20 protein-coding genes, 1 tRNA gene and 1 pseudogene are annotated in these 25,159 nt (G+C 71.3%); 7 read left to right on the top strand and 15 right to left on the bottom strand.

What is annotated here, in order from left to right; translation table 11 throughout:
- Nucleotides 1-37 precede the first annotated feature (37 nt).
- The gene (locus AUC44_RS14990) at nt 38-1,462 is read left to right on the top strand and encodes a phosphoglucomutase/phosphomannomutase family protein (protein ID WP_082689088.1); all 1,425 of its coding nucleotides are present in this window, start codon (nt 38-40) and stop codon (nt 1,460-1,462) included.
- Between the two features lie 118 nt (nt 1,463-1,580).
- Here AUC44_RS14990 and AUC44_RS14985 read toward each other — a convergent pair.
- The 4 genes from AUC44_RS14985 to AUC44_RS14970 form a co-directional block, all read right to left on the bottom strand.
- Nucleotides 1,581-1,655: transfer RNA gene (locus AUC44_RS14985), tRNA-Glu, on the bottom strand.
- A 184-nt stretch (nt 1,656-1,839) separates the two neighbouring features.
- The gene (gene lpdA, locus AUC44_RS14980; protein ID WP_062159437.1) at nt 1,840-3,246 is read right to left on the bottom strand and encodes a dihydrolipoyl dehydrogenase; all 1,407 of its coding nucleotides are present in this window, start codon (nt 3,244-3,246) and stop codon (nt 1,840-1,842) included.
- 97 nt (nt 3,247-3,343) lie between these two features.
- The gene (locus AUC44_RS14975; RefSeq protein ID WP_231724471.1) at nt 3,344-4,009 is read right to left on the bottom strand and encodes a response regulator; all 666 of its coding nucleotides are present in this window, start codon (nt 4,007-4,009) and stop codon (nt 3,344-3,346) included.
- Between the two features lie 5 nt (nt 4,010-4,014).
- Entirely contained in the window at nt 4,015-5,634 is a 1,620-nt protein-coding gene (locus AUC44_RS14970; RefSeq protein ID WP_231724470.1) for an ATP-binding protein, read from the bottom strand.
- A gap of 305 nt (nt 5,635-5,939) precedes the next feature.
- Between AUC44_RS14970 and AUC44_RS14965 the strand changes: the two genes are divergently transcribed.
- Nucleotides 5,940-7,268 (top strand): dicarboxylate/amino acid:cation symporter, encoded by a 1,329-nt coding sequence (locus tag AUC44_RS14965; protein ID WP_062159435.1) that lies wholly within the window; start codon nt 5,940-5,942, stop codon nt 7,266-7,268.
- A 144-nt stretch (nt 7,269-7,412) separates the two neighbouring features.
- Nucleotides 7,413-8,261 (top strand): annotated as a pseudogene (locus tag AUC44_RS17135) (DUF2167 domain-containing protein).
- A gap of 74 nt (nt 8,262-8,335) precedes the next feature.
- Here the strand turns inward: AUC44_RS17135 and AUC44_RS14950 are convergent.
- From AUC44_RS14950 to mqnE, 5 genes are all read right to left on the bottom strand, one after another.
- Nucleotides 8,336-9,274 (bottom strand): pseudouridine-5'-phosphate glycosidase, encoded by a 939-nt coding sequence (locus AUC44_RS14950; protein ID WP_062159432.1) that lies wholly within the window; start codon nt 9,272-9,274, stop codon nt 8,336-8,338.
- A 73-nt stretch (nt 9,275-9,347) separates the two neighbouring features.
- On the bottom strand, nt 9,348-10,478 hold the full coding sequence (locus AUC44_RS14945; protein WP_062159431.1) for a carbohydrate kinase: 1,131 nt from the start codon (nt 10,476-10,478) through the stop codon (nt 9,348-9,350).
- Nucleotides 10,479-10,878: 400 nt separating this feature from the next.
- Complete coding sequence (locus AUC44_RS14940) at nt 10,879-11,775, bottom strand: menaquinone biosynthetic enzyme MqnA/MqnD family protein (RefSeq protein WP_062159430.1); 897 nt, start codon at nt 11,773-11,775, stop codon at nt 10,879-10,881.
- Nucleotides 11,776-11,792: 17 nt separating this feature from the next.
- Nucleotides 11,793-12,128: a nuclear transport factor 2 family protein gene (locus AUC44_RS14935; RefSeq protein WP_062159429.1), complete on the bottom strand. Its 336-nt coding sequence runs from the start codon at nt 12,126-12,128 to the stop codon at nt 11,793-11,795.
- Between the two features lies 1 nt (nt 12,129).
- Entirely contained in the window at nt 12,130-13,272 is a 1,143-nt protein-coding gene (gene mqnE, locus AUC44_RS14930) for an aminofutalosine synthase MqnE (protein ID WP_062159428.1), read from the bottom strand.
- 131 nt (nt 13,273-13,403) lie between these two features.
- On the opposite strand from mqnE, the gene AUC44_RS14925 reads away from it, so the two are divergent.
- The 3 genes from AUC44_RS14925 to AUC44_RS14915 are packed head-to-tail and all read left to right on the top strand — an operon-like array spanning nt 13,404 to nt 15,865.
- Complete coding sequence (locus AUC44_RS14925) at nt 13,404-14,420, top strand: GGDEF domain-containing protein (RefSeq protein WP_197408553.1); 1,017 nt, start codon at nt 13,404-13,406, stop codon at nt 14,418-14,420.
- Nucleotides 14,421-14,447: 27 nt separating this feature from the next.
- Nucleotides 14,448-14,813: a DUF3006 domain-containing protein gene (locus AUC44_RS14920; RefSeq protein ID WP_231724469.1), complete on the top strand. Its 366-nt coding sequence runs from the start codon at nt 14,448-14,450 to the stop codon at nt 14,811-14,813.
- Nucleotides 14,810-15,865: a ComEC/Rec2 family competence protein gene (locus AUC44_RS14915; protein ID WP_062159426.1), complete on the top strand. Its 1,056-nt coding sequence runs from the start codon at nt 14,810-14,812 to the stop codon at nt 15,863-15,865. Before AUC44_RS14920 ends, AUC44_RS14915 begins: the two co-directional genes overlap by 4 nt.
- Nucleotides 15,866-15,923: 58 nt before the next feature.
- Here AUC44_RS14915 and AUC44_RS14910 read toward each other — a convergent pair whose 3' ends face one another.
- The 3 genes from AUC44_RS14910 to AUC44_RS14900 all read right to left on the bottom strand — a co-directional run bounded on the left by AUC44_RS14910 (nt 15,924) and on the right by AUC44_RS14900 (nt 20,016).
- Nucleotides 15,924-17,735, bottom strand: coding sequence for an ATP-binding cassette domain-containing protein (locus AUC44_RS14910; RefSeq protein WP_062159425.1), 1,812 nt, complete (start codon nt 17,733-17,735; stop codon nt 15,924-15,926).
- Nucleotides 17,732-19,534: an ABC transporter ATP-binding protein gene (locus AUC44_RS14905; RefSeq protein ID WP_062159424.1), complete on the bottom strand. Its 1,803-nt coding sequence runs from the start codon at nt 19,532-19,534 to the stop codon at nt 17,732-17,734. The genes AUC44_RS14910 and AUC44_RS14905 overlap by 4 nt, the downstream gene beginning before the upstream one ends.
- Nucleotides 19,535-19,620: 86 nt before the next feature.
- Nucleotides 19,621-20,016 (bottom strand): MarR family winged helix-turn-helix transcriptional regulator, encoded by a 396-nt coding sequence (locus tag AUC44_RS14900; RefSeq protein WP_062159423.1) that lies wholly within the window; start codon nt 20,014-20,016, stop codon nt 19,621-19,623.
- A 135-nt stretch (nt 20,017-20,151) separates the two neighbouring features.
- Between AUC44_RS14900 and AUC44_RS14895 the strand changes: the two genes are divergently transcribed.
- Nucleotides 20,152-21,333: an MFS transporter gene (locus AUC44_RS14895; protein WP_062159422.1), complete on the top strand. Its 1,182-nt coding sequence runs from the start codon at nt 20,152-20,154 to the stop codon at nt 21,331-21,333.
- A gap of 70 nt (nt 21,334-21,403) precedes the next feature.
- On the opposite strand, the gene AUC44_RS14890 is transcribed toward AUC44_RS14895, so the two are convergent.
- The 3 genes from AUC44_RS14890 to AUC44_RS14880 all read right to left on the bottom strand — a co-directional run bounded on the left by AUC44_RS14890 (nt 21,404) and on the right by AUC44_RS14880 (nt 24,974).
- Entirely contained in the window at nt 21,404-22,408 is a 1,005-nt protein-coding gene (locus AUC44_RS14890; protein ID WP_062159421.1) for a zinc-binding dehydrogenase, read from the bottom strand.
- A gap of 77 nt (nt 22,409-22,485) precedes the next feature.
- Nucleotides 22,486-23,658, bottom strand: coding sequence for an MFS transporter (locus AUC44_RS14885; RefSeq protein WP_062159420.1), 1,173 nt, complete (start codon nt 23,656-23,658; stop codon nt 22,486-22,488).
- Nucleotides 23,655-24,974 (bottom strand): GH1 family beta-glucosidase, encoded by a 1,320-nt coding sequence (locus AUC44_RS14880; RefSeq protein WP_062159419.1) that lies wholly within the window; start codon nt 24,972-24,974, stop codon nt 23,655-23,657. Before AUC44_RS14880 ends, AUC44_RS14885 begins: the two co-directional genes overlap by 4 nt.
- Between the last annotated feature and the right edge of the window lie 185 nt (nt 24,975-25,159).

Here is a 25,159-nt window from a genome sequence, read left to right as displayed (position 1 = left end):
TGCCGTGTGGGTGGCGGCCCGGTACACTGTGGGCCATATGCCGATCAAGTTCGGGACGGATGGCTGGCGGGACATCATCGCTGAGGATTTCACCTACGACAACGTGCGGATCGTGGCGCGGGCCCACGCGCAGGTGGTGCGGGAGGGGGGTGGCCGGCTGGTCGTGGTGGGGTTTGATACGCGCTTCCAGGGGAGCGGGTTCGCGCGGGTCGTGGCGGACGTCATGGCCGAGCAGGGCCTGGACGTCCTGCTGGCGCCGGAGTTTCTCCCCACGCCTGCGCTGTCGTTCGCGGTCGTGCATCACGGGGCGGCGGGCGGCGTCATGATCACGGCCTCGCACAACCCGCCGCCCTATAACGGCTACAAGATCAAGGGGGCCTACGGTGGCAGCGCCACGCCCTCGACCGTCGCGCAGATTGAGCAGGCGCTCAGTCACCCCAGCCAGTACGAGGGCGCGCGGGGGACAGTCCAGCCGCTGGACATCCGCGAGGCCTACTACGCACAGCTGGACCGGCAGCTGAACCTGGAGACGCTGCGGTCCTACCGGGGCCTGGTGGTGCACGACGCCATGGGTGGCGCTGCCTGCGGGTGGCTGGCCGACTACGTGAGCAGCCGGGCGCTGCCGCTGCACTTCGAGGAACTGCACGGCCGGCCGGACCCGATGTTCTATGGCGTGAACCCCGAGCCGATTCCGCAGAACCTGGGTGACCTGATCACGCGACTGGCCGGGGAGACCGGGACGGCCCTGGGCGTCATCACGGACGGGGACGCCGACCGGGTGGGGGCCGTCACGGCAGGTGGCCGTTTCTTCAACAGCCATCAGATCTTCGCCGTGCTGCTGTGGCACCTGTACGGGCGTGGCCTGAGGGGCCGCGTGGTAAAGACCGTGTCGGGCAGCCGCGTGATTGAGCTGCTGGCCGGGCGGCTGGGTCTGGACGTGCTGGAGACGCCGGTGGGCTTCAAGTACATCACGGACGCCTTCCTGGAAGGTCAGGCGGACGAGCGGCTGGCCGTGCTGATGGGAGGCGAGGAGTCCGGCGGCCTGTCCTCCCGTGGGCACATTCCCGAGCGTGACGGGCTGCTGAACAGTCTGCTGATGATCGAGGCCGTGGCCGCCAGTGGCCTGAGCCTGGACGACCTGTTCGCCCAGATCGAGCAGGAGGTGGGATTCCGGCACTTCTACGACCGCAACGATCTGCACCTGAGCGCCGCGTTCGATAAGGCCGCGCTGCTGAGTGCCGCACCGGCGTACGCCGAGGTGGCCGGGCACGCCGTGCAGGGCGTGAATACCCGCGACGGCGTGAAGCTGCTGCTGGACGGAGGGGCGTCGGCCATGTTCCGCGCGTCCGGGACGGAGCCGGTGGTGCGGGTGTACGTGGAGGCCCAGAGCGAGGAGGCCGTCCAGACCATTCTGGCGGAGGCCACCCGGCGCGTCCTGGCACTTGACCCCGGCGCGCACTGATCCTGGCGGCCAGCACTGGGAGGGGGCATGGGCTGTCCCCTCCCAGTGCTGGCTCATGCGCCGGGCCTGCGGGGGATCAAAAAGCGCTCGCCTCCGCGTGAGCAGAGGCGAGCGTTCGTGGTGACCCCAACGGGATTCGAACCCGTATCGCTACCTTGAAAGGGTAGTGTCCTAACCGTTAGACGATGGGGCCACACCACTTCAGTTGTCGTCGGCTTGCGCCTTCGCTTCCTGCCTTTCAAGGGGCGCCGTTTCCGGCACGCACAGAAAGATACAGGGTTTCCCCAGTTTCGTCAAGCGGTGTGGACGGGTGCCCTGCGGGGCCAGAGAGAGGCGGGGCGGACCGCCGCGGTCACGCCCCGTCTGAAGTGCGGTTTTTACATGTGCAGCGCGCGTTTGTCGGTGGCCAGGGCGGCCTCCTTGACGACCTCGGACAGGGTGGGGTGGGCGTGGACGGTGCGGGCCAGGTCCTCACTGCTGCCGCCGAACTCCATGATCGCCACGACCTCGCCGATCAGCTCGCTGACGCCGCCGCCGATCATGTGCACGCCCAGCAGCTTGTCGGTCTGCGCGTCGGCGATGATCTTCACGAAGCCGCGCGTGTCGCCGTGGCCCAGGGCGCGGCCGTTCGCGCTGAACGGGAACTGCCCGGTCTTGATGCTCAGGCCCTTCTCTTTTGCCTGCTTCTCGGTCAGGCCGGCCCAGGCGATCTCGGGGCTGGTGTAGATCACCCAGGGAATCACGTCGTAGTTCACGTGCCCGGCCTGCCCGGCGAGCATCTCGGCGAGGGCCACGCCCTCCTCCTCGGCCTTGTGGGCCAGCATGGCGCCGCCGATCACGTCGCCGATGGCGTACACGCCGGGGAGGTTCGTGCGGTAGTGGTGGTCCACCTTCACGAAGCCGCGCTCATCCAGCGCCAGACCCACCGCGTCGGCACCCAGGCCCTGGGTGTGGGGCACGCGGCCGATGGAGACGATCAGCTTGTCGAAGCGCGCCGTGACCTCCTGCTCCTTCTCGGTGTAGGTCACGCTCACGCCGGTCTCGTCCTGCTCGACGGAGGTGATGTTCACGCCGAAGTGGAAGTCCAGGCCCTGCTTCTGGAACAGCTTCAGGCCTTCCTTGGCAATCGCGTCGTCGGCGGCCATCAGGAAGCCTGGCAGGGCCTCCAGAACGGTGACCTGCGCGCCCAGGCGGCGCCACACGCTGCCCAGTTCCAGGCCGATCACGCCCGCGCCGATCACGCCGAGCTTGCCGGGCACTTCCGTGAAGCTCAGCGCGCCGCTGTTTTCCACGACGTGCCCGCCGAAGGGCGCCAGGGGCAGCGCGCGGGGGCTGCTGCCCGTCGCGACGATCACGTGCTTGGCCTTCACTTCCGTACCCGCCGCGTCCACGATCCAGGCGTCGCCGTCCTGGCGCACGAGGCGGCCCAGACCGTGAATGCTGGTGATCTTGTTCTTGCGGAACAGGAACGCCACGCCGCCCGTCAGCTTGTCCACCACGCCGCTCTGACGCTTGAGCATCTGCGCCACGTCCACCGACGCGCCCTGCACGTTGATGCCGTGCTCGGCGAAGTCATGCTGGAGCATCTCGAACTTCTCGCTGCTGTCCAGCATCGCCTTGCTGGGAATGCAGCCCACGTTCAGGCACGTGCCCCCCAGGGACGCCTTGCCGCCCCGCTCGAAGGCGTCCACGCAGGCGGTCTTGAAGCCCAGCTGCGCCGCGCGAATCGCTGCCACGTACCCCGCGGGGCCGCCACCAATCACCAGAACGTCGTAAGAATCCATAGCGTCTCTGAGCGTACCACCGCCCCGAAACGCCCAGCGTGACACGTTCCCCGGTCAGGGACAGCCGCGCCGGGCACGCAATGCACGCAAGTCCCCGCTACACCCGGCGGTAGCGTTTGGCGGGGCGGCCCCCGGTGCGGGCGTCGGTGCCCACGCTGGCCTCGCCGGTCTCGACGAGGTGCTCCAGGTACCGCCACGCGGTCACGCGGCTGAGGCCCACGCGGGTACCCAGCTCGGCGGCACTCGCCTCGCCCAGGTCGCGCAGGGCGGCCCGCACGCGGCGCAGCGTGTCCCCGTCCAGCCCCGCGGCGTCCGGGGCGGCGGGCGGGGCGAACAGGGCGTCCAGGTGGCCCTGGCGCACGTCCCCCTGCGCCCACAGCGCCGCGCGCTCCCGGGCGCGCTCCAGCGCCAGCGTGAAGCGCTCGGGCGTCACGGGCTTCACGAGGTAATCTGCCGCGCCGTGCAGCAGCGCGTCCTGCACGCTGGGCGCGTCACTGGCCGCCGTGACCAGGATCGCGTCCACCCGCACGCCACTCATGCGCGCCTCGCGCAGCAGGTCCAGGCCGCGCCCGTCGGGCAGGTGCACGTCCAGCAGCAGCAGGTCCGGGTGCAGGGTGCGCAGCATGGCCCGCGCCACCCGCAGCGACTCCGCCTGCCCCAGCACCGTGAAGCCCCCGGCGCGCTCCAGCAGCCGCCAGTGCAGCGCCGCGATCTGCGGGTCGTCCTCGACGATCAGCACGCGCAGCGGTGGGGGAGAGGTCACGCCCATCATTGTTCGGCCTCGGGGAGGGGCACGTCCAGTGTGAAGCGCGTCCAGTCCCGCCCGTCCGCATTCACGCGGTCATGGGTGAGGGTCGCGCCGAGCGCCTGCGCGCGGTCTGACACCAGGGCCAGCCCCACGCCCCGCCCCGTGCCCTTGCTGCTCACGCCCCGCACGGTCAGGGTTCCCGCCAGCGCCGGGGGCACGCCAGGGCCCGTGTCGCGCACCTCCAGGATCAGACCTTCCGGGTCGGCAGCGATCAACACGCGCACCTCGGCGTCCGGCTGGCCCTGCGTGGCGTCCAGGGCGTTCTCGATGAGATTCCCCGCCGCGAGTTCCAGCCCGTCCAGCACGCCGGGCGGCAGCGTGGCCGGCAGCGCCGACAGCGGATCGAGGGTGAGGGTCACGCCCCGTTCCGCCGCGCGGTCGAACTTGCCCAGCAGCAGCGCGGAGAGCCGCACGTGCCGCAGCGCCCCCACCGCCTGCAGGTGCGCCTCGTGCCGGGCCGACTGCGCGTGGATGAGCGCCAGGGCCTCGCGCGTCTCGCCCAGGTGCAGCAGGCCCGCCAGGGTGTGCAGGCGGTTCGTGAACTCGTGCGTCTGCGCCCGCAGCAGTTCCGCGTAGCGCTGCGACTGGGTCAGCTCGTCCGCCAGGGCCCGCACCCGCGCCAGGTCCCGCAGCGTGACCACCACGGCGCCCTCGCCGGCCTCCTGCGCGGCCAGCAGCACCGGGCGGCCCGCCACTTCCGCCGTGACCGGCCCGGCCTCCGGCACGGGCAGCGGGAGGCCCGGCGGCCACGGGAGGGGTAATGCGGCGTCTGGTGTTCCAAGCAGCGCGCGGGCCTGGGGGTTCATCACGAACACCTGCCCCGCGCGGGCCACCAGCACGCCTTCCTCCAGGGTGTTCAGCACCGCCCGGTACTGCCGCAGGCCACCGGCGATCTGCTCGGGTTCCAGGCCCAGCATCTCGGTCTTCACGCGCCGCGCCACACCCAGCGCCAGAGCCAGGGCCAGCCCCAGCGCCAGCAGGTACCAGGGCAGGCCCGCGCGCAGCACGTCCAGGAACACGTCCCGCAACCGGGGCAGCAGGAAGCCCACGCTCGCCAGTCCCAGCACCCGCCCCGCGCCGTCCACGATGGGCACCTTCGACCGCACCGAGCGGCCCAGCGTGCCCTGCACCGTCTCCGTGACGCTCCGGCCCCGCAGGAACGCCGTGAAGTCCCCGCCCTGCATGCGCTGCCCCACCTGCGCCGGGTTCGGGTGCGTCAGGCGCCGCGCGTCCCGGTCGGTGACCACCACGTAATCCGCGCCCAGCTGATCCCGGTAGCGGTTCATCAGGGCGTTCAGGTTCGCCCGCTCGGCCGCGTTCCCCGACAGGGCTGCCACGACCGGCGGGAGGGCCGCCACCAGCCGCGACTCGCGCAGCGACCGCTCCGCGAACGAGCGGTGAATTCCGTCGTACACGCCCTGACTGACCAGCCCCGCCACCGGCAGGCCCAGCACCAGAAACGCCCCCAGCGTCGTCAGGAACAGCCTCGGTCCCACCCGCAGCAGCCGAGGCGTGTGCGGCAGCGCCACCTCGCGCGCCAGGGACGGCACGCGGGACGGAAGGGGCAGACGCAGCGCCACGGTGCCCCCAGTGTAGGGCCCCCAGTGTAGGCCCGCCCCACGCCCCCCCGGCCCTTGTGTTCACCGCGTGTACGAATCCCCCGCCCGCCCCGGTGCCCTCCCCGCGCTCACTGGGACGGCGCGCAGCCCCGCCCGCCCCGGCGACCGCCCTGCCCCGCCGGGGACAGGCGTCCCCCTGCGCGCGCATGCTGGGCGGCACCACACTTCCGCCCCGACCTGCACCCGCGCAGGCCACCCCACCCTCACGGCGCGCCCCGGCCCGCGCGCCCCCACCCGCGTCCCCGTGACGCACCGGAGGACCCCCCATGCCCAAGATTTTCCGCAGCCTCTACGTGCAGGTGCTGACCGCCATCGTCATCGGCGTGCTCGTCGGCCACTTCTTCCCCACCGTCGGGGAAGGGCTCAAACCCCTCGGGGACGGCTTCATCAAGCTGATCAAGGTCGTCATCGGCCCGATCATCTTCTGCACGGTCGTCAGCGGCGTCGCCAGCATGCGCGACACCAAGAAGATCGGCCGGGTGGGCGGGAAGGCCCTGCTGTACTTCGAGGTCGTCACCACCGCCGCCCTGCTGATCGGGCTGGTCGTCGTGAACCTCGTCGGCCCCGGGCGCGGCATGAACATCAACCCCGCCACCCTCGACACCAGCGCCATCACCAAGTACACCGAGGCCGCCGGGGAACAGACCGTCGCGGACTTCGTGCTGCATATCATCCCCACCACCTTCGTCAGCGCCTTCACCGAGGGGGACCTGCTGCAGGTGCTGCTCATCGCGCTGCTCAGCGGCTTCGCGCTGATCCGCATGGGCGACCTGGGCCAGCGCGTCCTGAAAGGCATCGACGCGGTCAGCGTCCTGGTGTTCCAGATCCTGGGCTTCATCATGAAGCTCGCCCCGATCGGCGCGTTCGGCGCGATGGCCTTCACCATCGGCAAGTACGGCGTCGGCAGCCTCCAGCAGCTCGCCGCCCTGATGGGGACCTTCTACGTCACCTGCGCGCTGTTCGTGTTCGTCGTCCTGAACGTCATCGCCAAGCTGGCCGGCTTCAGCCTGCTGAAATTCCTGCGCTACATCAAGGAAGAACTGCTGCTCGTGTTGGGCACCAGCTCCAGCGAGAGCGCCCTGCCGCGCCTGATGACCAAACTCGAACACGCCGGCGCGAACAAGAGCGTGGTCGGGCTGGTCGTCCCCACCGGGTACTCCTTCAACCTCGACGGCACCAGCATCTACCTGACCATGGCCGCCGTGTTCATCGCCCAGGCCACCAACACCGACCTGAGCTTCGCGCAGGAACTCGCCCTGCTGGCCATCCTTCTGCTCACCAGCAAGGGGGCGGCGGGCGTCACCGGCAGTGGCTTCGTCGTCCTCGCCGGCACCCTGGCGGCGCTGGGCAGCGTCCCGGTCGCGGGCCTCGCCCTGATCCTCGGGATCGACCGCTTCATGAGCGAAGGGCGCGCCATCACCAACATCATCGGCAACGGCGTCGCCACCCTGGTCGTCGCCCGCAGCGAGAAGGCGCTGGACATGAACCGCCTCACCCGCGTCCTGAACGGCGAGCAGCTTCCATCCGTGAACGCCGACGTGCAGGCCGAGGAACACGGCGAGGGCCGCAAGCTGGGGAGCGCTCAGCCCGCGTAGAGTTGACGGTCGAAAGGTGAGGGTTGATGGAATGGGGAAACGCCCCGTCCGTCAACCCTCACCCCTTGTGCCCCCCACCGTACCCCCGGCGGCCGCGGCTCACCTGAGGCAGCGGGCCGGGGCGCCCCCTTCTACCCTGAGAGCATGATGAAAAAACGCTTCACGCTCGCTCTGGCCCTCGTGGCCAGCGGGGCCCTGGCCACCACGCCCGCCCCGCTGAACCTGAAGTATCAGACCGGCGCCATTCCCCTGCTGAACGGCGAGGCCACCCTGAACACCGGTTCCAGCCTGCGCTACCTGAACGCCGATGGAGCCCGGCAGGTCATCGTGGACGGCTGGGGCAACCCCGAGGGCGCGGCCAGCGACGTGCTCGGCATGATCGTCCCCGCCGGGACCGACCCCATGACCCAGGCCGGGTGGGGCGTCGTCATCACCGAGAGCAGGGACGGCCACGTCAGCGACAGCGACGCCGCGAAGATCAACTACGACTAGCTCCTGAAGGACATGCAGCGCGGCGTGCAGGACGAGAACACCGAACGCGAGCAGGCCGGCTACCCCACCCTCGACCTGATCGGCTGGGCCGACCAGCCCCGGTACGACGCGGCCACCCACAAGATGTACTGGGCCAAGGAACTGTCCTTCGACCACGACGACGCCCACACCCTGAACTACGCCGTGCGCATCCTCGGCCGCGACAACGTCCTCGAACTGAACGCCGTCGCCGGTATGACCCAGCTTCCGCAGATCAGACGCGACATGGCCGCCGTCCTCTCGCAGGTCACGTTCAACCCCGGCTCACGCTACGAGGACTTCAACGGCAGCACCGACAAGGTCGCCACGTACGGCATCGCCGGGCTCGTCGGCGTGGTCGCCGCGAAGAAACTCGGGCTGCTGGTGCTGCTGCCGCTGCTGCTCAAGAAAGGCTGGATCGTCCTGATCGCGGCCGTTGCGGCCCTGCGCCGCCTCTTCGGCGGCCGGCGCGCCGAGGCCTGAACAGGTCAATGGTCAACCGTTGATGGTTGCTGGACGGGCCGTTCCCCAATCCATCAACCATCAACCTTTCACTATCAACCCAGCTGCGCGTAGGCGACGGCCACCTGCGCGGCCACCATGGCGTTGTGGCGCACCAGGGCGATGTTCGCGGCGAGGCTGCGGCCCCCGGTGATCTCCACCATGCGGCCCAGCAGGTACGGCGTGGTGTCCTTGCCCTTCAGGCCCAGGGCGTCCATGTCGCGCAGCGCCTGCTCGATCTGCGGGGTGATCTCCCCGGCGGGAATCTCGGCGTCCTCGGGGATGGGGTTGGCGAGCATCACGCCGCCCGACACCCCCAGATCCCACTTGGCCTTCAGGACCCGCGCCGCCTCGTCCGGCGTGGCGACCGTCAAAGGCGCCTTGAAGCCGCTCTGGCGGGAGTAGAACGCCGGGAACTCCTCGCTGCCCAGCGTCAGGGCCGGGATGCCGTGCGTTTCGAGCACCTCCAGCGTCAGGCCGATATCCAGGATGCTCTTTACGCCCGCGCTGACCACGCACACGTCCGTCTGCGCCAGCTCCAGCAGGTCGGCGCTGACGTCCATGCTGCGCTCGGCGCCGCGGTGCACGCCCCCGGTGCCGCCCGTGGCGAACACGCGGATGCCCGCCAGCGCCGCGACGCGCATGGTGCTCGCCACGGTCGTCGCGCCGTGTTTGCCCAGCGCCACCGTCACCGGCAGGTCGCGGGTGCTGATCTTCTCCACGCCCTTGTCGGTTGCCAGGAGGTGCAGTTCCTCGGGCGTGAGGCCCACCTTCAGGCGGCCGCCCAGCACCGCGATGGTCGCGGGCACCGCGCCGTGCGCGCGCACGACGTCCTCCACGCCGCGCGCCATCTCCACGTTCTGCGGGAACGGCATGCCGTGACTGATGATCGTGCTCTCCAGCGCGACCACCGCGCGGCCCTCGGCCAGGGCGGCGGCCACTTCGGGGTGAATGTCCAGGTAGGCGGCAACGGTCGGGTTGATGTCGTGAGTCATGGGAAACCTCGCTGGGGCCGTGGGCCCGGAGTGATGGGGAATGAAAGGGTGAAACGCTGCAGGGGTGGGACGGCTAACCGGTCGTGGCGGCCCCCGTCAGGCGCGCCTGGATGGCCGCCGGGGTGAGGGTGGGGGAGACCGCGTGGTCGCTCTCCACGGTCAGCGCCGCCGCCGCATGACCATGCCGCGCCGCGTCCGCCGGGGCCAGCCCCGCTGCGAGCGCGGCCAGGAACGCCGCGAGCATCGCGTCGCCCGCGCCGGTCACGTCCCGCACCTCGGCGGGCAGGGCGGACAGTTCGGTGACACCCTCCGGCGCGGACAGCAGGCTGCCCGCCGCGCCCCGGCGTACCCACACCAGCCGCACCCCCTGCGCGTGCAGCTCGGCTGCCGCCGCACGCAGCGCCTCCGGCTCGTCGGGTACCGCGTGGCCCAGCAGGGCGCCCAGTTCCGGCACGTTCGGCGTCACGGCCTGCGGGGCCAGACCTGCGGCCAGCGCGGAGCGCACCCGCGCCGCCTTCGGCACGCTCACCGGCTCGAACACCACCGGCACCCCCGCCTCGGCCGCCAGGGACAGCAGATGCGCCAGCGACGCCTCCGGCAGGTTCCCGTCCGCCACCACCCACGCCGCGCCCCGCAGCACCCCCCGCCGCTCCTGCAACGCCGCCGGGGTCAGGGCCTCCACCGCTGCCATCGCCGCCACCGCCACCAGCAGCTCCCCACTCGCATCCAGCACCGCCGTGTACGTTCCCGTCGAGACCTCAGGCGCGCGCAGTACCGCCCGCACGTCCACGCCCGCCGCCTCCGTCTCGCGCAGCAGCCAGTCGCCCAGCGCGTCCCGGCCCACCACACTCACCAGCGACGCGGGCACGCCCAGCCGCGCCAGGTTCTCCGCGACATTCCGCGCCACGCCCCCCGGCGCCTGCGCCGTCACGCCCGGATTGCTCGTCCCGGGCACGGCTGTCTGGATGGTGCGCGCCTTCACGTCCACGTTCGCGCCGCCCACCACCACCACGCGGCCCGGCCCGGACTCCGCCGGCAGGACATAACCCCGGCCCAGCAGCGCGCCCTTCTTCACCAGATTGCTCACGTGCACGTTCACGGACGCCCGCGTGGACCCCAGGCGGCGCGCCAGTTCCTCCGGCGTGGCCAGGGGCGTCTCGCGGATCAGGGCGAGGAGGGCGGATTCGGTGTCGGTCAGGGGCATCTGCTTTCTATAGTAAATGCACTTGCTGTGATTAATCAAGGTGGACGGGTTTGTCCGGTTGCGCCTGCGGCGGGCCACCCCACCCCCCAACCCCCTACCCCCTACCCCAGAGGGGCAGGGGGAGCTTACGTTGTACTGGGCAAGAGGTTCTACTCGTGCGGCGTGCGGTTATGGGGTATTGACGTATCCGGCTTCGACGCCATCCTGCCGCCACGCTGGAAGGCCCGGACGCTGCGCGTCCGACGGCTCGTGGCAGGCAGCGGTCCGGTGAAAGGTGGAACGCTTCGCACCGCTGATCGACTTTTCTCTCTTCGCTTTTGCCCCTCCCCCTTGAAGGGGAGGCCAGTTGGAGGTGCGTGGGCACGTTCCTTCCGTGCTTTCCCACTTCCAACTCCCCGTATCAGTCCGCTGCGCTGCTCCGCGTGCGTTCCTCGCCGGGGCGGGGGCCGAACGTCAACGGCGCGTGGCCGGGCACGGCTTTCGCGGCGAACTCGTGCAGGCCCAGCCGGTCGGGCGCTTCGAGGTGGTAGCGGAAGTTCCACAGGTAATGCTGCACGACCCGTTCCGGCAGGCCCAGTTTCCGCGCGTGCCGCTCCGCCACGTCCGCCAGATGCCCGATGCCGTCCCGCCTCGCCTCGCGCATGGCCTGCACGAGTTCGGGGGGCGGCGGGTTGTCCTTGCGGTACGCCCACACCGCGAACGTGAACGGGTGCCCGGTCAGGCGGAACCACTCCTCCGCCAGATCCGTCACGGTGATGCCCCGCGCCGCGTGCGGGAGGCCGGTCATGGTCGTCTCGGGCGTCAGGGGGCCCACCACGCCGTACCACTCGCGCAGCGCGCTGTCCCCGATCCTCAGCACCCCGTCGAAGCCCTGCGCGAGCAGCGCCTCGGCCTCACCCTCGGCGCGTTCCAGGGTGGGGCTCAGGCCGCGCTCCCGCAGCAGCACCTCCAACAGCGCCACGCTCATCGCGGACTGCGCCGTCAGCGCCACCCGCCGCAGCTCCTCCAGCGGGCGCGTATGAAACAGGTTCACGGAGTACACCGGGCCCAGCACCGCCACGCTGAAATCCGGCAGGGCCTCCAGCACGTCCGCGTTCCGGATGAACTCCACCGCACTGATGTTCGCGATGTCCACCTGACCCGACAGCAGCGCCGCGTTCATCTGCGTCGGCACGCCCGTGATGGCCGTCACGCCCGGTGGCAGCACCAGCGAATCCAGGATCGGCGCGACATTCGTGAAATGAATCCACCCCGCGCGGTACGGGGTGAGGCGGCCGGTAGAGGCAGACTGGGACAATAGAGTCTCCGGTGGGGTCACGGTACGATCTGCGCGCTGACCGCCTGCCAGTGGCCGTCCACGCGGCTGTAGACGCGCAGGACGGACTGGAGGCGGGCAGGGCCCTCGTAGAGGGTGAGGCGGGTGACGGCCGCGTCGCCATGGATGCGCGCGGCGTGCCGCTCAATCATCAGCGTGGGGGCGGAGTCAGTGGGAAAGTGCGTGATCAGGTCGGCGCGGCTGATGCTCGTGCCGTCCGGGAGGAAGCCCAGCCAGTCGGCCGCCAGGACGCCCTCCAGCGCGCCGGGGTCGCCGTGGTGGTACGCGGCGTTCCAGCGGTCGTCCACGGCCAGCAGGGCGTCCAGGTCGGGCATGTCAGTCGGCGGCCTCGTACTGCGCGGGAAAGGTCTCGAGTTCGTTGTAGTACGCGTCGCGCAGCACGGGGAGGCGTCCGGCGTGCTGGATCATGCGGATCATGCCCTGCTCGCTCAGTTTCATGGGGCTGGTCGCCCCGGCGGCGTGCGCGATGTGTTCCTCCTGGATGGTGCCGTCGATGTCCGATACGCCCCAGTCGAGGCTCACCTGCGTGAGTTCGGAGCCGATCATCACCCAGTAACCCTTGATGTGCGGGAAGTTATCCAGGTAGATGCGCGCCACGGCGAGGTTGCGCAGGTCGTCCAGGCCGGTGGTGTACTCGGTCTTCCCGAGGTTCTGCGCCAGGGTGTTGCCCAGCGGCTGGAACGCCAGCGGGATGAACGCGTGGAATCCGCCGCCGTGGCGGGCCATGGAGTCGTCCTGCAGTTCGCGCAGGCGGTGCATGTGATCCAGGCGTTCTTCCAGCGTCTCGATGTGGCCGTACAGCATGGTGGCGTTCGTGCGCATGCCCAGGGAGTGCGCCTCGCTGTGGATCTGCAGCCACTTCTCGGCCTTGACCTTGTTCTTCGCGACCTGTTTGCGCACGCGGTCGGCGAAGATCTCGGCGCCGCCGCCCGGCATGGCGCTCAGGCCCGCTGCCTGGAGCTCGCGCAGGACGTCCAGGGTGGGTTTCTTGCTGATCCGGCTCAGGTGCTCGATCTCGGCGGCGGTGAAGGCCTTCACCTGCAGGTCCGGGTACGATTCGCGCAGCGCGCGGACCATGGCGGGGTAGTACTCCCACTTGTGGTTCGGGTGGTGGCCGCTGCTCATGTGCAGTTCCGTGATGCCGGGCAGGTAGCGGCGGCCCACCTGCGCCACGACCTCCTCGGGGCTGTAGTCCCAGGCGCGGGCCTCGTTCTTGTGCGCGGCGAACGCGCAGAAGGTGCAGCCCACGTAGCAGATGTTCGTGAACTCCAGGCGCATGGAGTGCACGAAGTACACCTTGTCGCCGTGCAGCGCCGTCTTGCGGAGGTTCGCGAGGCGCATCAGGGTGTTCAGGTCGCGGGTTCTGAACAGCTGCATGCCTTCTTCGAAGTTCAGGCGCTGCCCCGATTCCACCTTCTGGGCGATGGGCGCGAGCGCCGGGTCGGAGAGCCAGTTCATACGGGCAGCATACGCCCGGCCCCCGCGCGGGAATGTCCCCGATCCTCACTTCAGCGTGCGTCGGTGGCCGCCGGCGCGCGGGGTGGGCTGTGACGGGCCCGAAAGATTTGATGTGGCACAATTCTGGGAAGGTGACCACGGAATGGACGGACGCTCGGCGGCAGATTGCCCGGTACCGCTCTCTGGTGCAGGTGATCGCGGCGCTGTCCCGTCACGTCCGCACCGAGGAACTGCTGCGCACCATGCATGGGCAGGTCAAGGCGCTGTTCGCGTCGTCCGTGACCCTGCTGGCGCGCCCCACGCCCGAAGGCGGCTGGGCCGTGCAGACCCTGGAAAGCGACGTGATCACGGAGCAGTGGCTCGGGCCGCGCCAGGACGGCCTGCTGGAACGGGTCGTGGCGGGCCGCGTCCGGCTTGAAAACGACCTGCCCGCGTACCTGGAACGCGAGCGGCTGACGGTGGTGCGCGTGCACTACCGCCCGGACCTGCCGCACACGATGTCGTGGATGGGTGTGCCGCTGCGGACCGGGACGACCGTGCTGGGGGTGCTGTCCGTGCAGAGCTACGCCCTGGACGCCTTCACGCCCGAGGACCTGGAGTTCCTGGAACTGCTGGCCGTGCAGCTGGGCATCGTGATGGAGAACGCCGCGCTGCACGAGCAGCTGGAACGCGAGGCGAACACCGATCCCCTGACCGGCCTCCTCAACCGCCGGCAGTTCGTGCTGCGGATGACCGAGGCGCTGCGCCGGCCGGGCGCGGCGACCCTGGCGGTCATGGACGTGCAGCAGTTCAAGCGCGTCAACGACGAACTGGGGCACGCGGCCGGGGACGAGGTGCTGCGCGGCGTGGCCGAGACGCTGCTGGACCTGACCGCCGCACGCGGCCAGGCGTTCCGGCTGGGCGGGGACGAGTTCGCGCTGCTGCTGCCCTGCGGCGAGGCGCAGGCGCAGGAGCAGCTCGGGCTGCTGCTCAGCCGGCTGGAGCGCCGGGCGCTGCCCGCCCGGCCGTTCCTGAACGTGGGGCTGGCAGCCAGTCAGGACGGCGAGTCCGTGCATGACTGGCTGCGCCGCGCCGACAGCCGGATGTACGCCGCGAAGCACGACCACCGCCACCTGCTGCCCCTGCCCGAGCAGCAGGACGCCTCCTGACCCCCGCCCGTAGGCTACGCTGAGGACATGATGCCCGAAGATCTTCGGTCTGAAACAGAGCGTTCCGGCGGGCAGGTCGACCCGGCACCCCAGCGGCCCGGCGCCCCGACCCCGGACCGCTGGACGGTGGACGCGCTGGAGGAGACGCCCCACGGGCCCGTCGCGCGGCTGGAACGCCCGGACGGCGCGACCGTGGACGTGCCGGCGCGTCACCTCCCGGCCGGCGTGCGCGAAGGCGACCTGCTGGCCGTGCAGGACGGCCCGGACGGGGTGCGCTTCCAGGCGCTGCCCGACGAGACCCGGGCGCGGCGCACGCAGGCGCAGGCGCAGCTGGACGCCCTGAACGCCCGCCAGGGCCCGCCCACCAACGACCAGGGGGAGATCGACCTGTGACCGGCCCGAAGAAGGTCCCCGCCCCCAGAAAGGCCGCCCCGAAGAAGGCCGCGCCCGCCCGCAAGACCCCCGCCAGAGCGCCTGAAGCCAGCGCCCGGGCCATCCCGAAAGCCGAGGCGAAAACCCCGCCCCGCGGCCGCGCCAAGAAGAAACCCGCTGCCCGCAAGGGCCCCAGTCCGTCAGACCTGCTGGGCGTCCTCGTGCTGATCGGCACTGCCAGCCTCGCCGCGTGCGGCTGGATGAAACAGGGCGGCCAGGACAGCCCAGAAACCAAGCCCACGGGAGGACCCGCCGGGCAGGTCACCATCCGTTTCCTCGACATCGGCCAGGGCGACGCCATCCTGATCCAGAGCCCCGAGGGCAAGACCGCCCTGATCGACGGGGGCCGCAGCGGGGACCGCATGCGCGAGTACATCCGCGAGCTGAACCTCGACAAGCTCGACCTGATGGTCGCCACGCACGCCGACGCCGACCACATCGCGGGCCTCGTCCCCGCCGCCACGCTGAAACCACGCGTGTTCATCAACAACGGCCTGGGCGGCACCACCCAGACCTGGGAGCGCCTCGTGAAGAACCTCCAGGACGCCGGGAGCACCTTCACGAAAGCCAGCAACCAGACCGTGAACCTCGGCAGTGTCAAACTCCGCGTGATCGCCCCACCCCCCGGCATGGGCGACGGGCAGAACGAGAACAGCGTCGGCGTCGCCCTGCAGTTCGGTTCTTTCCGCGCCCTGATGACCGGCGACAGCGAAACCCCGGAAACCGAAGGCTGGCTCGCGCAGGAACGCGACGACCTCAGGGGCCCCTTCCAGGTGTACAAGAGCATCCACCACGGCGCCGCGAACGGCGACAGCGCCGCGTGGCTCGCGTACGTCCGCCCCGAGAACGTCGTCATCAGCGTCGGCACGCCCAACTCCTACGGGCACCCCACCAAGAAGGCTCTGGACCTCTACAAGCAGGCCGGAGCGCGCGTGTACCGCACCGACCGCCAGGGCACCGTCACCGTCCAGGGCAGCGGCGACGGCACGTACACCATCACCACCGACCGCTGAGCGGGTACAGGAACAGGGGGCGTCGGGTCAGCCGACGCCCCCTGTTCCTGTGCCGCCCTTATCCGTCCTGTTCGGCCCAGAGGGCGCGCATCTCGTCGCTGCGTTCGAGCAGGTCAGGCAGCGTGCCTTCATCGGTGATGCGGCCGCCTTCCATCAGGAGGATGCGGTCGGCGCGCAGCAGGGCGGCGCGGCGGTGGCTGACGACGAGGCAGGTGGCGTCGGTCTGGGCGAGGCCCTGCCAGAGTTGCGCCTCGGTGCGGGCGTCCAGGGCGCTGCTGACGTCGTCGAACACCAGGAGGTCGGCGGGGCGGGCGAGCATGCGGGCGACGGCGGCCCGCTGGATCTGTCCGCCGCTGAGTTTCACGCCGCGCGCGCCGACGGGGGTGTCGAGGCCGCCGCTCAGGGCGTGCAGGTCGGGTTCCAGAACGGCGAGCTGCACGGCGCGGTTCAGGTGCGCCTCGTCGGCGCCGCTGGTGATGTTCTCGCGCAGGGTGTCGCTGAAGAGGTTCGGGAGTTGCGCGGTGTACGCGCTGCGGGGCGGGACGAGGAACGAGGCGGGGTCGTCCTGGGTTTCGCCGTTCCAGGCGACGGTGCCGGACTGGGTGGGGATGAGGCCCAGCACGGCGCGCAGCAGGGTGCTCTTGCCGCTGCCGATGCGGCCGGTAACCACCACGAACTCGCCGCGTGCCACGCTGAAGCTCGCGTCGTGGACGCCCAGACCGCTGGGGTGCAGGGCGGTCAGGCCGTCCACGCGCAGCTCGCGCAGGGGGATGGCGGTGGGGGCGGGGGGCGCGGCGGGCGCCTCGCGGTTCAGGTAGGCGTCGTGGTGCTCGACGATGGTGGTGTCCGGCGCGTCCTGCAGCAGGCGGGTCATGCGGTCGTAGCTGACGCCGGTGCGGCGGTGGCGGGCGATGGCGTCCCCGAAGAAGCCCATGCTGCCGGTCAGGCGGGGCAGCAGGCCGATGAACAGCACGAAGTCCGCGACGTCCAGCGTGCCGCCGCGCACCTTGTTCGCGCCGAGCAGCAGCACGAGGCCCACGGCGAGGTTCACCATGTTCGTGTTCACCCCGCGGATCAGTTCGGTCAGCAGCACGTCCCGCAGCGCGGCGTGGCGGCGCGTTTCGCCTAAGGAGCGCAGGTGCGTGACCATGCCGCCTTCACGCGCGGCGAGTTTCACGGCGCTCACGGCCCCGAAGGTCTCGCCGATGAAGTCGGTGACGCGGGCGGTCGCCTCGCGCATGCGGCGGCGGTACGTGCGGATGGTGGGCGACAGGCGCTGCACGAACACCACCATCAAGAGCAGCGGCGTGCACACCAGCGCCGTGATGAGCGGGTCCACGCGGGCCATCAGCGTGATCGCCACCACGGAGTACAGCACGAAGCCCGCGCCGTCCACCCACACTTCCGTGTACCCGGCGACGTCCTCCACGTCGTCGCGGAAGCGGCTGACCGCCTCGGCGGGCGTGTCGGGCAGGCGCCGGGAGCGGCGGGCGGTGAGCAGGTAGCTCAGGAGGTTGCGGCGCACCAGGGCGTCCAGGGTGTACCACAGCTCGATCCACGCGCGGAACGCGCCGTAGAAGATCCCGAAGCGGCTCAGGCGCACGAACGCGAACCACGCGACCGACACCCACGCGGCGGCAATCGCCGGATTGATCGGCTGCCCGCCGGTCTTCAGGCTGTCGGCCTGCTCCAGCGCGCGGAACACGCCGCTCACCGCCAGGGTCAGCAGCGCCGGGCTGGCGTGCACCATGCCCCACATGAACAGGTTGAACGCGAACAGCCCCGGCTTGTAACGGAACAGTTCCTTCGACAGCGGGAAGGTCCGCTCCTTCGCGGGCGCCGGTGAGGAGGGGAGGGGAGAGGTGGTCATGCGAGCACTCCTTCGTGTTCGTTCAGTTGTCCGGCGCGCAGCAGGGCCGCGTAGTGACTGCGGGGGTCGCGGGCGAGGTCGTCGCGGCGGCCGTCCTCGAGCACCTCGCCGTCGCCGAGGACCAGGATGCGGTCGGCGCGGGCGACGGTGTCGAGGCGGTGCGCGATGATGATCGCGGTGCGGCCCGACAGCAGGCGGGTCATGGCGGCCGTCAGCAGGGCCTCGGTGGCGGGGTCGAGGCGGCTGCTGGGTTCATCCAGGATGATCAGGCTGGGGTCGCGCAGCATGACGCGCGCGAACGCCAGGAGCTGCGCCTCCCCGGCGGACAGGCTCCCGGTGGGCAGCGGCGTCCGCACGCCGTCGGGCAGGCGGGCCAGCCAGGTGCTCAGGCCGACCTCGTGCAGCGCGGCCTCCACCTGCGCGTCGGTGACGTGCGGGTCGAAGAAGCTGAGGTTGTCGCGCACGCTCGCCTGGAACAGCTGCACGTCCTGCGTGACGACCGCCACGCGGGAGCGCAGGTCGTGCAGGGGCGTGGCCTGCACGTTCACGCCGCCCAGCAGGATCTCGCCCTGCGTGGCGTCGTACAGCCTGGAGATCAGGCGGGTGAGGGTGGTCTTGCCGCTGCCGGTGCGGCCCAGCAGGCCCACGGTCTGCCCGGCGGGCAGCTCGAAGTTCACGCCGCGCAGCACGCCGCGCGCCTGCGGGTCCTCGGGGGCGTAGCTGAAGGTCACGTCCCGGAACGCCAGCGGCAGCGGTCCCGCCGGGAGGGGCGTCTCGCCCCCGCGCACGGCGCTGCGCAGCGCGAGCAGTTCCGACACGCGCCCCAGGCTCGCCCCGGCCTTCTGGAGGTCCTGAAGCTGCTGCGTGAGCTGGTCGATGGGTTCCTCCACCAGCGTCATGTACTGGTAGAGCAGGAACGCCGTGCCCAGCGTGATCGCGCCGCTGGCATACAGGCCCACCGCCGCGCCCAGCACGCCCACGTACCCGACCGCGAACAGCGCCATGCTCAGCTGCCACACGACGCTGCGCCGCCGCCACGAGCTGATCGAGCGCGTGAAGAAATGGCGCTGCACGTCCAGGAAGCGCCGCAGGTGATGCCCGCCCGCGCCCAGGCTGCGCACGTCCTCCAGGCCCGCGAGACGCTCCTCGACGAAGCCGAACAGCCGCGCGCTCGCCTCGCGTTCCAGGCGGGTGGGTTCCACGCCCAGCTTCCGCACGCGGTTCATGGCGGTCAGCGTGACGGCGGTGAACACGGTCACGCCCAGTCCGATCCGCCAGTCCTCGCGGAAGAACATGACCAGCGCGCCGGTCAGCAGCAGCGCCGCGCCGAACACCCGCACCGCGAACTGCGAGAAGAAGTTGCTCAGGGCCGTCACGTCCCCGTCGATCCGTTCGATCATCTCGCCCGGCGTGCGCTCCTTGTGTTCGCGCATGTCCAGCGACAGCAGGTGCGCCATCAGGTCGGCGCGCAGGCGGTTCGTGGCGGTCCAGCCGACCCGCGCGCCCACGTACGTCGCCCCGGCGGTCATGAGCTGCACGCCCACCGCGAGCAGGATGTACAGGCCCGCCAGCCGCACCAGTCCCGCGACGTCCGCGCCTGCGCCCTGCTTGGCGTTGTCCACGAACTGTTGCAGCAGCTGCGGCAGCAGCAGGTTCAGGCCCGTGCCGGTCAGCAGCAGCGCGGCCAGCGCCGCCACCTGCCACTTCAGCGGCCCCAGGTAGGTGCCCAGCACCCCCAGCGCGCTCCGCGGCGGAGCGTCAGGTGGCACGGCAGGAGACGGAACGGCAGAAGACGACATCTTCTCAGGCTAGCGACCCGGCGCTGGAAGCGCATCCGCCGAGTGGCGCATGGGGCTGTCAGTGCGGGACGGGGCAGAGGTGGGGGTCAGGCCGGGGTGGGGGTGTCGCGGCCGGTCCAGAGCCCGGCGAGGGTGTCCTGGACGGTCTGGCGGGCGCGGGCGAGCTTGGCGAGGCCGGTGGGGGTGATCTCGGTGTACACGCCGCGCCGGTCGGTGGGGCACATGTAGCGGGCGAGCAGGCCGCAGTCCTGCGCCTCGAGCCGGGCGACGAGGCGGGTGGTGGCGCTCTGGGAGAGCCCGGCCAGATCGGCGAGGACCTGCATGCGGTGGTGGTGGTCGTGTTTGGCTTCCAGCGCGGCGAGGACGCGGTACTCGCTGAGGCTGAGGTCGTGGTGGGTGTTCAGGGCGTGTTCCAGGGCGCGACTGACGGTCTGCCACTCGTGGTCGAGGGTCTGCCAGCGGGTTTCGAGGTCGGTGGTCATGGGTCTCCAGGGTGGGGGTTGACAGGGGAGAGGTTCAAGTCTAATTTACTTGCAGACGCAAGCATTGCTTGTGCAAACATTATAGCAGGGGGTGACGTGCCCCACTGCGCCGCCCCCCACTCCAGGAGACCCCCCATGCCCCCAGCCCTGCTCGCCCTGGCCATCAGCGCCTTCGCCATCGGCACCACCGAATTCGTCATCGTCGGCCTGCTCAACACCATCGCCGCCGACCTCGGCGTCAGCGTCCCCAGCGCCGGACTCCTCGTCAGCGGCTACGCCCTGGGCGTCGCCCTCGGCGCGCCGATCCTCACCGCCCTCACCGGCCGCCTCCCCCGGCGCCACCTGCTCCTCGGCCTGATGGCCCTCTTCACCGCCGCCAACGTCGTCGCTGCCCTCTCCGGCACCTACGCCCTGCTGATGACCGCCCGCATCCTCAGCGCCCTGGCGCACGGCGTGTTCTTCAGCGTCGGCAGCACCATCGCCGCCGGGCTCGTCGCCCCCGAAAAACGCGCCAGCGCCATCGCCACCATGTTCGCGGGCCTGACCCTCGCCACCGCCATCGGCGTCCCCGCCGGCACCTGGGTCGGCCAGGAACTCGGCTGGCGCGCCACCTTCTGGATCATCACCGCCCTGGGCGTCGTCTCCCTGATCGCCACCGCCGCCCTGCTCCCCCGCACCCTCCACCGTGGAGAAGTCACCACCCTGGCCCAGCAGGCCCGCGTGCTCGTCCACCCCCGCCTGCTGCTCGTGTTCGCCATGACCGCCCTCGGGTACGGCGGCACCTTCGTCACCTTCACGTACCTCGGCAGCGTCCTGGAGACCATCACTGGCTTCAGCGCGAACATGGTCAGCGTCCTGCTGCTCGTGTACGGCGTCGCCATCGCCGTCGGCAACGTCATCGGCGGGAAGATGTCCGACCGCGACCCCGTCCGGGCGCTGACCACGCTGTTCCTGGCGCAGGCGCTCGTGCTGCTGGCCTTCACCTTCACCGCCCCGCACCCCGTCCTGGCCGTGATCACCCTGTTCCTGATGGGCGCCCTGGCCTTCGCCAACGTTCCGGGCCTGCAGGTGTACGTCGTGCAGCTCGCGCAGCGCTTCACGCCCGGCGGCGTGGACGTCGCCAGCGCCCTGAACATCGCCGCGTTCAACCTCGGTATCGCCGCGGGTGCCTTCATCGGCGGACTGGTCGTCAGCAGCGCCCTGGGTCTGGCCGCCACCCTCTGGATCGGCGCGCTGTTCGTCGCGGGCGGCCTGCTCCTGACCCTGCTCAGCGCCCGCCTCGACCGCCACGCCCCGGCCCTGCACGCCGCCGACTGAACCGCGACACCACAGGGAAGGGGAGCGCGTACAGGACGCGCTCCCCCTCTTTCTGACCGGTGGCCCGGGGTCAGTCCTCGCCGCTCATGCGGACGACCAGCTTGCCGCGCACGCCCCCCGCCGCGAGTTCCGCCAGGGTCGCGGGCAGCGCCTCCCGCTCCCGGACGTCCGTCACCAGCGGATCGAGCTCGCCGTTCAGGACGAGCGCCAGCAGGTCGCCCAGCATGACGCCCAGATCCTCCTGCGCGCGGCGGTCGCCACTGGTATGCGCGGCCCCCAGCGCGACCGGGTGCACGCTGATCTTCGCGGGGTGCGCGCGGTAGGTGGGCAGGTCCGGCAGGCCCAGCACGCACGCCATGCCCCCGCCGAACGCGACGGCGTCCAGCAGCGCCGTCGCCTGCCCGGCCGTCTCGACCACCGCCGGCACGCCCGCCCCGCCCGTCACCTCGCGCACCTGCGCGGCCAGGTCCCCCGCGCGGTAATCCAGGGTCACCTCGGCCCCCAGCCGCCGCAGGTACGCGTGGTTCGCGGCGGACGCCACGCCGATCACGCGCGCCCCCGCCCGCCGCGCGAGCTGCGTGGCGTACCCGCCCACCCCGCCGCTCGCGCCGTTCACGAGCACCCAGTCGCCGGGCCGCCACAGGCCGGGCCGCACGCCCAGCCGCCGGTCGAGGCTCTGGTACGCGGTCATGCCCGCGCAGGGCAGCGCCGCCGCGACCGTCAGCGGCACCCCGTCGGGCACGCGGGCGACCGTGTGGGCACTCGTGACGACCGCCTCGGCGAACACGCCGGGCCGCGTGAGGTCCACGTGCATCGCCACGCGGTCCCCGGGCCGCAGGGTCTCCACGCCCGGGCCGACCGCCTCGACGGTCCCGGCGCCGTCCACGCCGGGCACGTGCGGGTACGTCCAGGCGGGATGCCCGCCGCGCAGCAGCTTGAAATCCACCGGGTTGACGGTCACGGCCGCCAGCCGCACGCGGAGCTCGCCCGGGCCGGGCTCTGGTGTGGGCACGGGCGTCCACTGCAGGGTCAGGGGGTCACCGGGCTGGGTGGCCGTGAAGGCATGCATGGTCATGCGCTGACGGTACGCCGAGGCGCGCGCCCGGGCCGTGACCTTTCACCAATTGCGCGGCAGGGGGCGGCCCGGGTGCGTCAGCGCACGCCGCGGATGCCCTGCACGAGCGCGGCACTGATCAGCGTCATGACGGCCGCCGCCAGGAAGAGGGGCGTGTACCCGCCGAGGCTGGTGACGAACAGGGCGCACAGGGCGGGCGCGAAGGTCTGCGGGAGGGTCAGGGCGACGTTGATCACGCCGAGGTCGCGGGCGCTGTCGTGCGCGCTGGGCAGCACCTCGGTGATCAGGGCGACGTCCACGGCGAGGTACACGCCGAAGCCCGCGCCCATCAGCGCGGCGGCGGCGATGACGACGGTAGATCCGATCACGAACACCTTGCGCCGCCCCAGGCGGTCACTCAGGACGCCGCCCAGCAGGACGGTCAGCAGCAGGGCGCCCCCGGCGGCGAGGTTCGCCTGGAACACCCCGGCGGCGGGGTCCTTCAGGCCGACCCGGTCGCGCAGGAAGTACAGCAGGTACGTGGTGCCCAGCGCGTACCCGAGCGTGACGAGGCCGCGCGTGAGCCACGCCAGCGCGAAGTCCCGGTGGCGCAGCGGGCTGAGGAAGCCCGCCAGGGTCAGCGGCGCGGGCGGGGTGGCGGGCGCCTGCGGGTCGCGGCTGGTCAGCACGAAACCCAGCATGGCGAGGAGCAGCAGCGCGCCCAGCAGCGCGTATTTGGCCAGCATGACCGGCAGCGCCCCGGTGAGGCCCACGCCGAGGATCGTGCCGAGCACTTGCGACAGGCCCGCCAGTCCACTGACGGTGGCGCGCTGGCTGGGCGGCACGCGGTCGGGAATGACGGCGGTCAGCGCGGCTTGATAGGCGTTCAGGGCCAGCTGCGTCAGGCCCCACCCGGCGACCAGCACGGGGACGCTGCCCCCCACGCCGAGCAGCAGCAGGCCGGCAGCCGCGGCGACGGCCCCGCCGATCAGGTACGGGCGGCGGCGGCCCAGAACGCCACGGGCGCGGTCACTCAGCGCGCCGAAAAGGGGATTGGCGAGCAGACTCACGAACGCGCCCACGCCCAGGATCAGCGCGAGGTGCGCCTCCTTGTGCGCCTCGTCCAGCGTGATGAGCTGCTGCCCGATCAGCACCTGTCCCGGCGCGTTGAAGACCATCCACATCGCCAGGGTCGCCAGCGTGTACGGCAGCATGAATCGCCACGACACGGGCGCGGTGGGGGCCAGCGGCGCGTGAGCGGCGGCACTCACGCCTGATCCCGCAGCCACGCCTGATACCAGAAAAAGCTGTCCTTGCGGGTCCGCACCTGCGTCCCGAAGTCCACGTGCACCAGCCCGAAACGCTGGTCGAAGCCGTCCGCCCACTCGAAACTGTCCATGAGAGTCCAGGCAAGATAGCCGCTGACCGGGGCGCCTTTCTGGACCGCCAATCGGGTGGCCTCGATGTGCGCCTCCAGGGAGCGGATGCGCGCCGCGTCCCGCACCCGCCCGTCCGCGTCCGGCACGTCGGGCAGGGCGCGGCCGCTGCCCGTGACGAGCAGCGGCGGGCAGGCGTCCCCGTACCGGGCCTTCAGGTCCGTCAGCGTCTGCGTGAGGCCCTCAGGCCCGGCCACCCCCGTCGGGGCGGGTTCCGGCGCCACGCCGAAGGGACGGCGCGGATCGGCCCGCACCCAGTCCGGCCGGTCGTCGTTCACGCCCAGGATGTCCAGCGGCGCGGCGATCACGTCCAGGTCGCCGGGGCGCACGGCCTCCAGCACCTGCGGGGCGTGCTCGCGCAGCAGCTCCAGCACCGGCGCAGGGTACGCGGCGCGCAGCAGGGGATCGGTGAACAGGTGGTTGTGCAGCGCGTCCAGCAGGCCCGCCGCCTGCACGTCCGCGTCAAGGTCCGTGGCAGGCCACGCCGGGGCGTAGTTGTTCGCGATGCCTACCTGCCGCGCGCCCGCCTCCCGCAGCGCCCGCGCCGCCAGCCCATGCGCCAGCAGCTGATGGTGCGCCGCCGGGAACGCGCCCAGGCCCAGCGTTCGCCCCGGCGCGTGCGTGCCGTGCGCGTACCCGCGCATCATCACCACGGACGGCGCATTCAGCGTCATGAACGCCGCCGCGCGGTCCGCGAGCCGCTCCCCGACCAAGAACGCGTACTCCTCGAAGCGGTGCGCCGTGTCACGGCTGAGCCACCCGCCCGCGTCCTCCAGCTCCTGCGGCAGGTCCCAGTGGTGCAGCGTCACCCACGGCTGCACGCCCGCCCCCAGCAGTTCGTCCACCAGCCGGTCGTAGAACGCCAGTCCCGCCGCGTTCGCCCGCCCGCGCCCGCCGGGCTGCACGCGCGGCCACGCCACGCTGAAGCGGTACGCGCCCACGCCCAGCTCGCGCAGCAGCGCCACGTCCTGAGGCCAGCGGTGGTAGTGGTCGCAGGCCACGTCCCCGGTCGCGCCGCCCCGCACCCGTCCCGGCGCGTGGCTGAACGTGTCCCACACGCTCACGCCGCGCCCGTCCTCACGCGCCGCGCCCTCGATCTGGTACGCCGATGTCGCCACGCCCCACACGAACCCGTCCGGAAAGCCGGTCATCCAGCCTCCGGTGGCGTGGGGGGCAGCGCCACGTCCACCCGAGCGGACTCGGAGAGCTGCGCCGCAGAGCGAGCAGGAGTCGCGTGGGTTCCGGGCGTGCAGTGAGCCGCCCGGTGGCCTGTCCGGGCGGTGAACGAAACAGACGGAATCCGTATCATGATCCTTCATATTCTGACCCGCGTTCC

This window comes from Deinococcus actinosclerus (assembly GCF_001507665.1).
In the GTDB taxonomy this organism is placed as follows: domain Bacteria; phylum Deinococcota; class Deinococci; order Deinococcales; family Deinococcaceae; genus Deinococcus; species Deinococcus actinosclerus.
Note: the sequence above shows the minus strand (reverse complement) of the source record. Positions and strands in the feature narration are given on the sequence as shown.

Bases quoted from the DNA above. Each gene is read 5' to 3' on its own strand.
- AUC44_RS14990 (WP_082689088.1), top strand. From the start codon at position 38: ATGCCGATCAAGTTCGGGACGGATGGCTGGCGGGACATCATCGCTGAG.
- lpdA (WP_062159437.1), bottom strand. From the start codon at position 3,246: ATGGATTCTTACGACGTTCTGGTGATTGGTGGCGGCCCCGCGGGGTAC.
- AUC44_RS14965 (WP_062159435.1), top strand. From the start codon at position 5,940: ATGCCCAAGATTTTCCGCAGCCTCTACGTGCAGGTGCTGACCGCCATC.
- AUC44_RS14950 (WP_062159432.1), bottom strand. From the start codon at position 9,274: ATGACTCACGACATCAACCCGACCGTTGCCGCCTACCTGGACATTCAC.
- AUC44_RS14945 (WP_062159431.1), bottom strand. From the start codon at position 10,478: ATGCCCCTGACCGACACCGAATCCGCCCTCCTCGCCCTGATCCGCGAG.
- AUC44_RS14935 (WP_062159429.1), bottom strand. From the start codon at position 12,128: ATGCCCGACCTGGACGCCCTGCTGGCCGTGGACGACCGCTGGAACGCC.
- mqnE (WP_062159428.1), bottom strand. From the start codon at position 13,272: ATGAACTGGCTCTCCGACCCGGCGCTCGCGCCCATCGCCCAGAAGGTG.
- AUC44_RS14920 (WP_231724469.1), top strand. From the start codon at position 14,448: ATGATGCCCGAAGATCTTCGGTCTGAAACAGAGCGTTCCGGCGGGCAG.
- AUC44_RS14910 (WP_062159425.1), bottom strand. From the start codon at position 17,735: ATGACCACCTCTCCCCTCCCCTCCTCACCGGCGCCCGCGAAGGAGCGG.
- AUC44_RS14905 (WP_062159424.1), bottom strand. From the start codon at position 19,534: ATGTCGTCTTCTGCCGTTCCGTCTCCTGCCGTGCCACCTGACGCTCCG.
- AUC44_RS14900 (WP_062159423.1), bottom strand. From the start codon at position 20,016: ATGACCACCGACCTCGAAACCCGCTGGCAGACCCTCGACCACGAGTGG.
- AUC44_RS14895 (WP_062159422.1), top strand. From the start codon at position 20,152: ATGCCCCCAGCCCTGCTCGCCCTGGCCATCAGCGCCTTCGCCATCGGC.
- AUC44_RS14890 (WP_062159421.1), bottom strand. From the start codon at position 22,408: ATGACCATGCATGCCTTCACGGCCACCCAGCCCGGTGACCCCCTGACC.
- AUC44_RS14880 (WP_062159419.1), bottom strand. From the start codon at position 24,974: ATGACCGGCTTTCCGGACGGGTTCGTGTGGGGCGTGGCGACATCGGCG.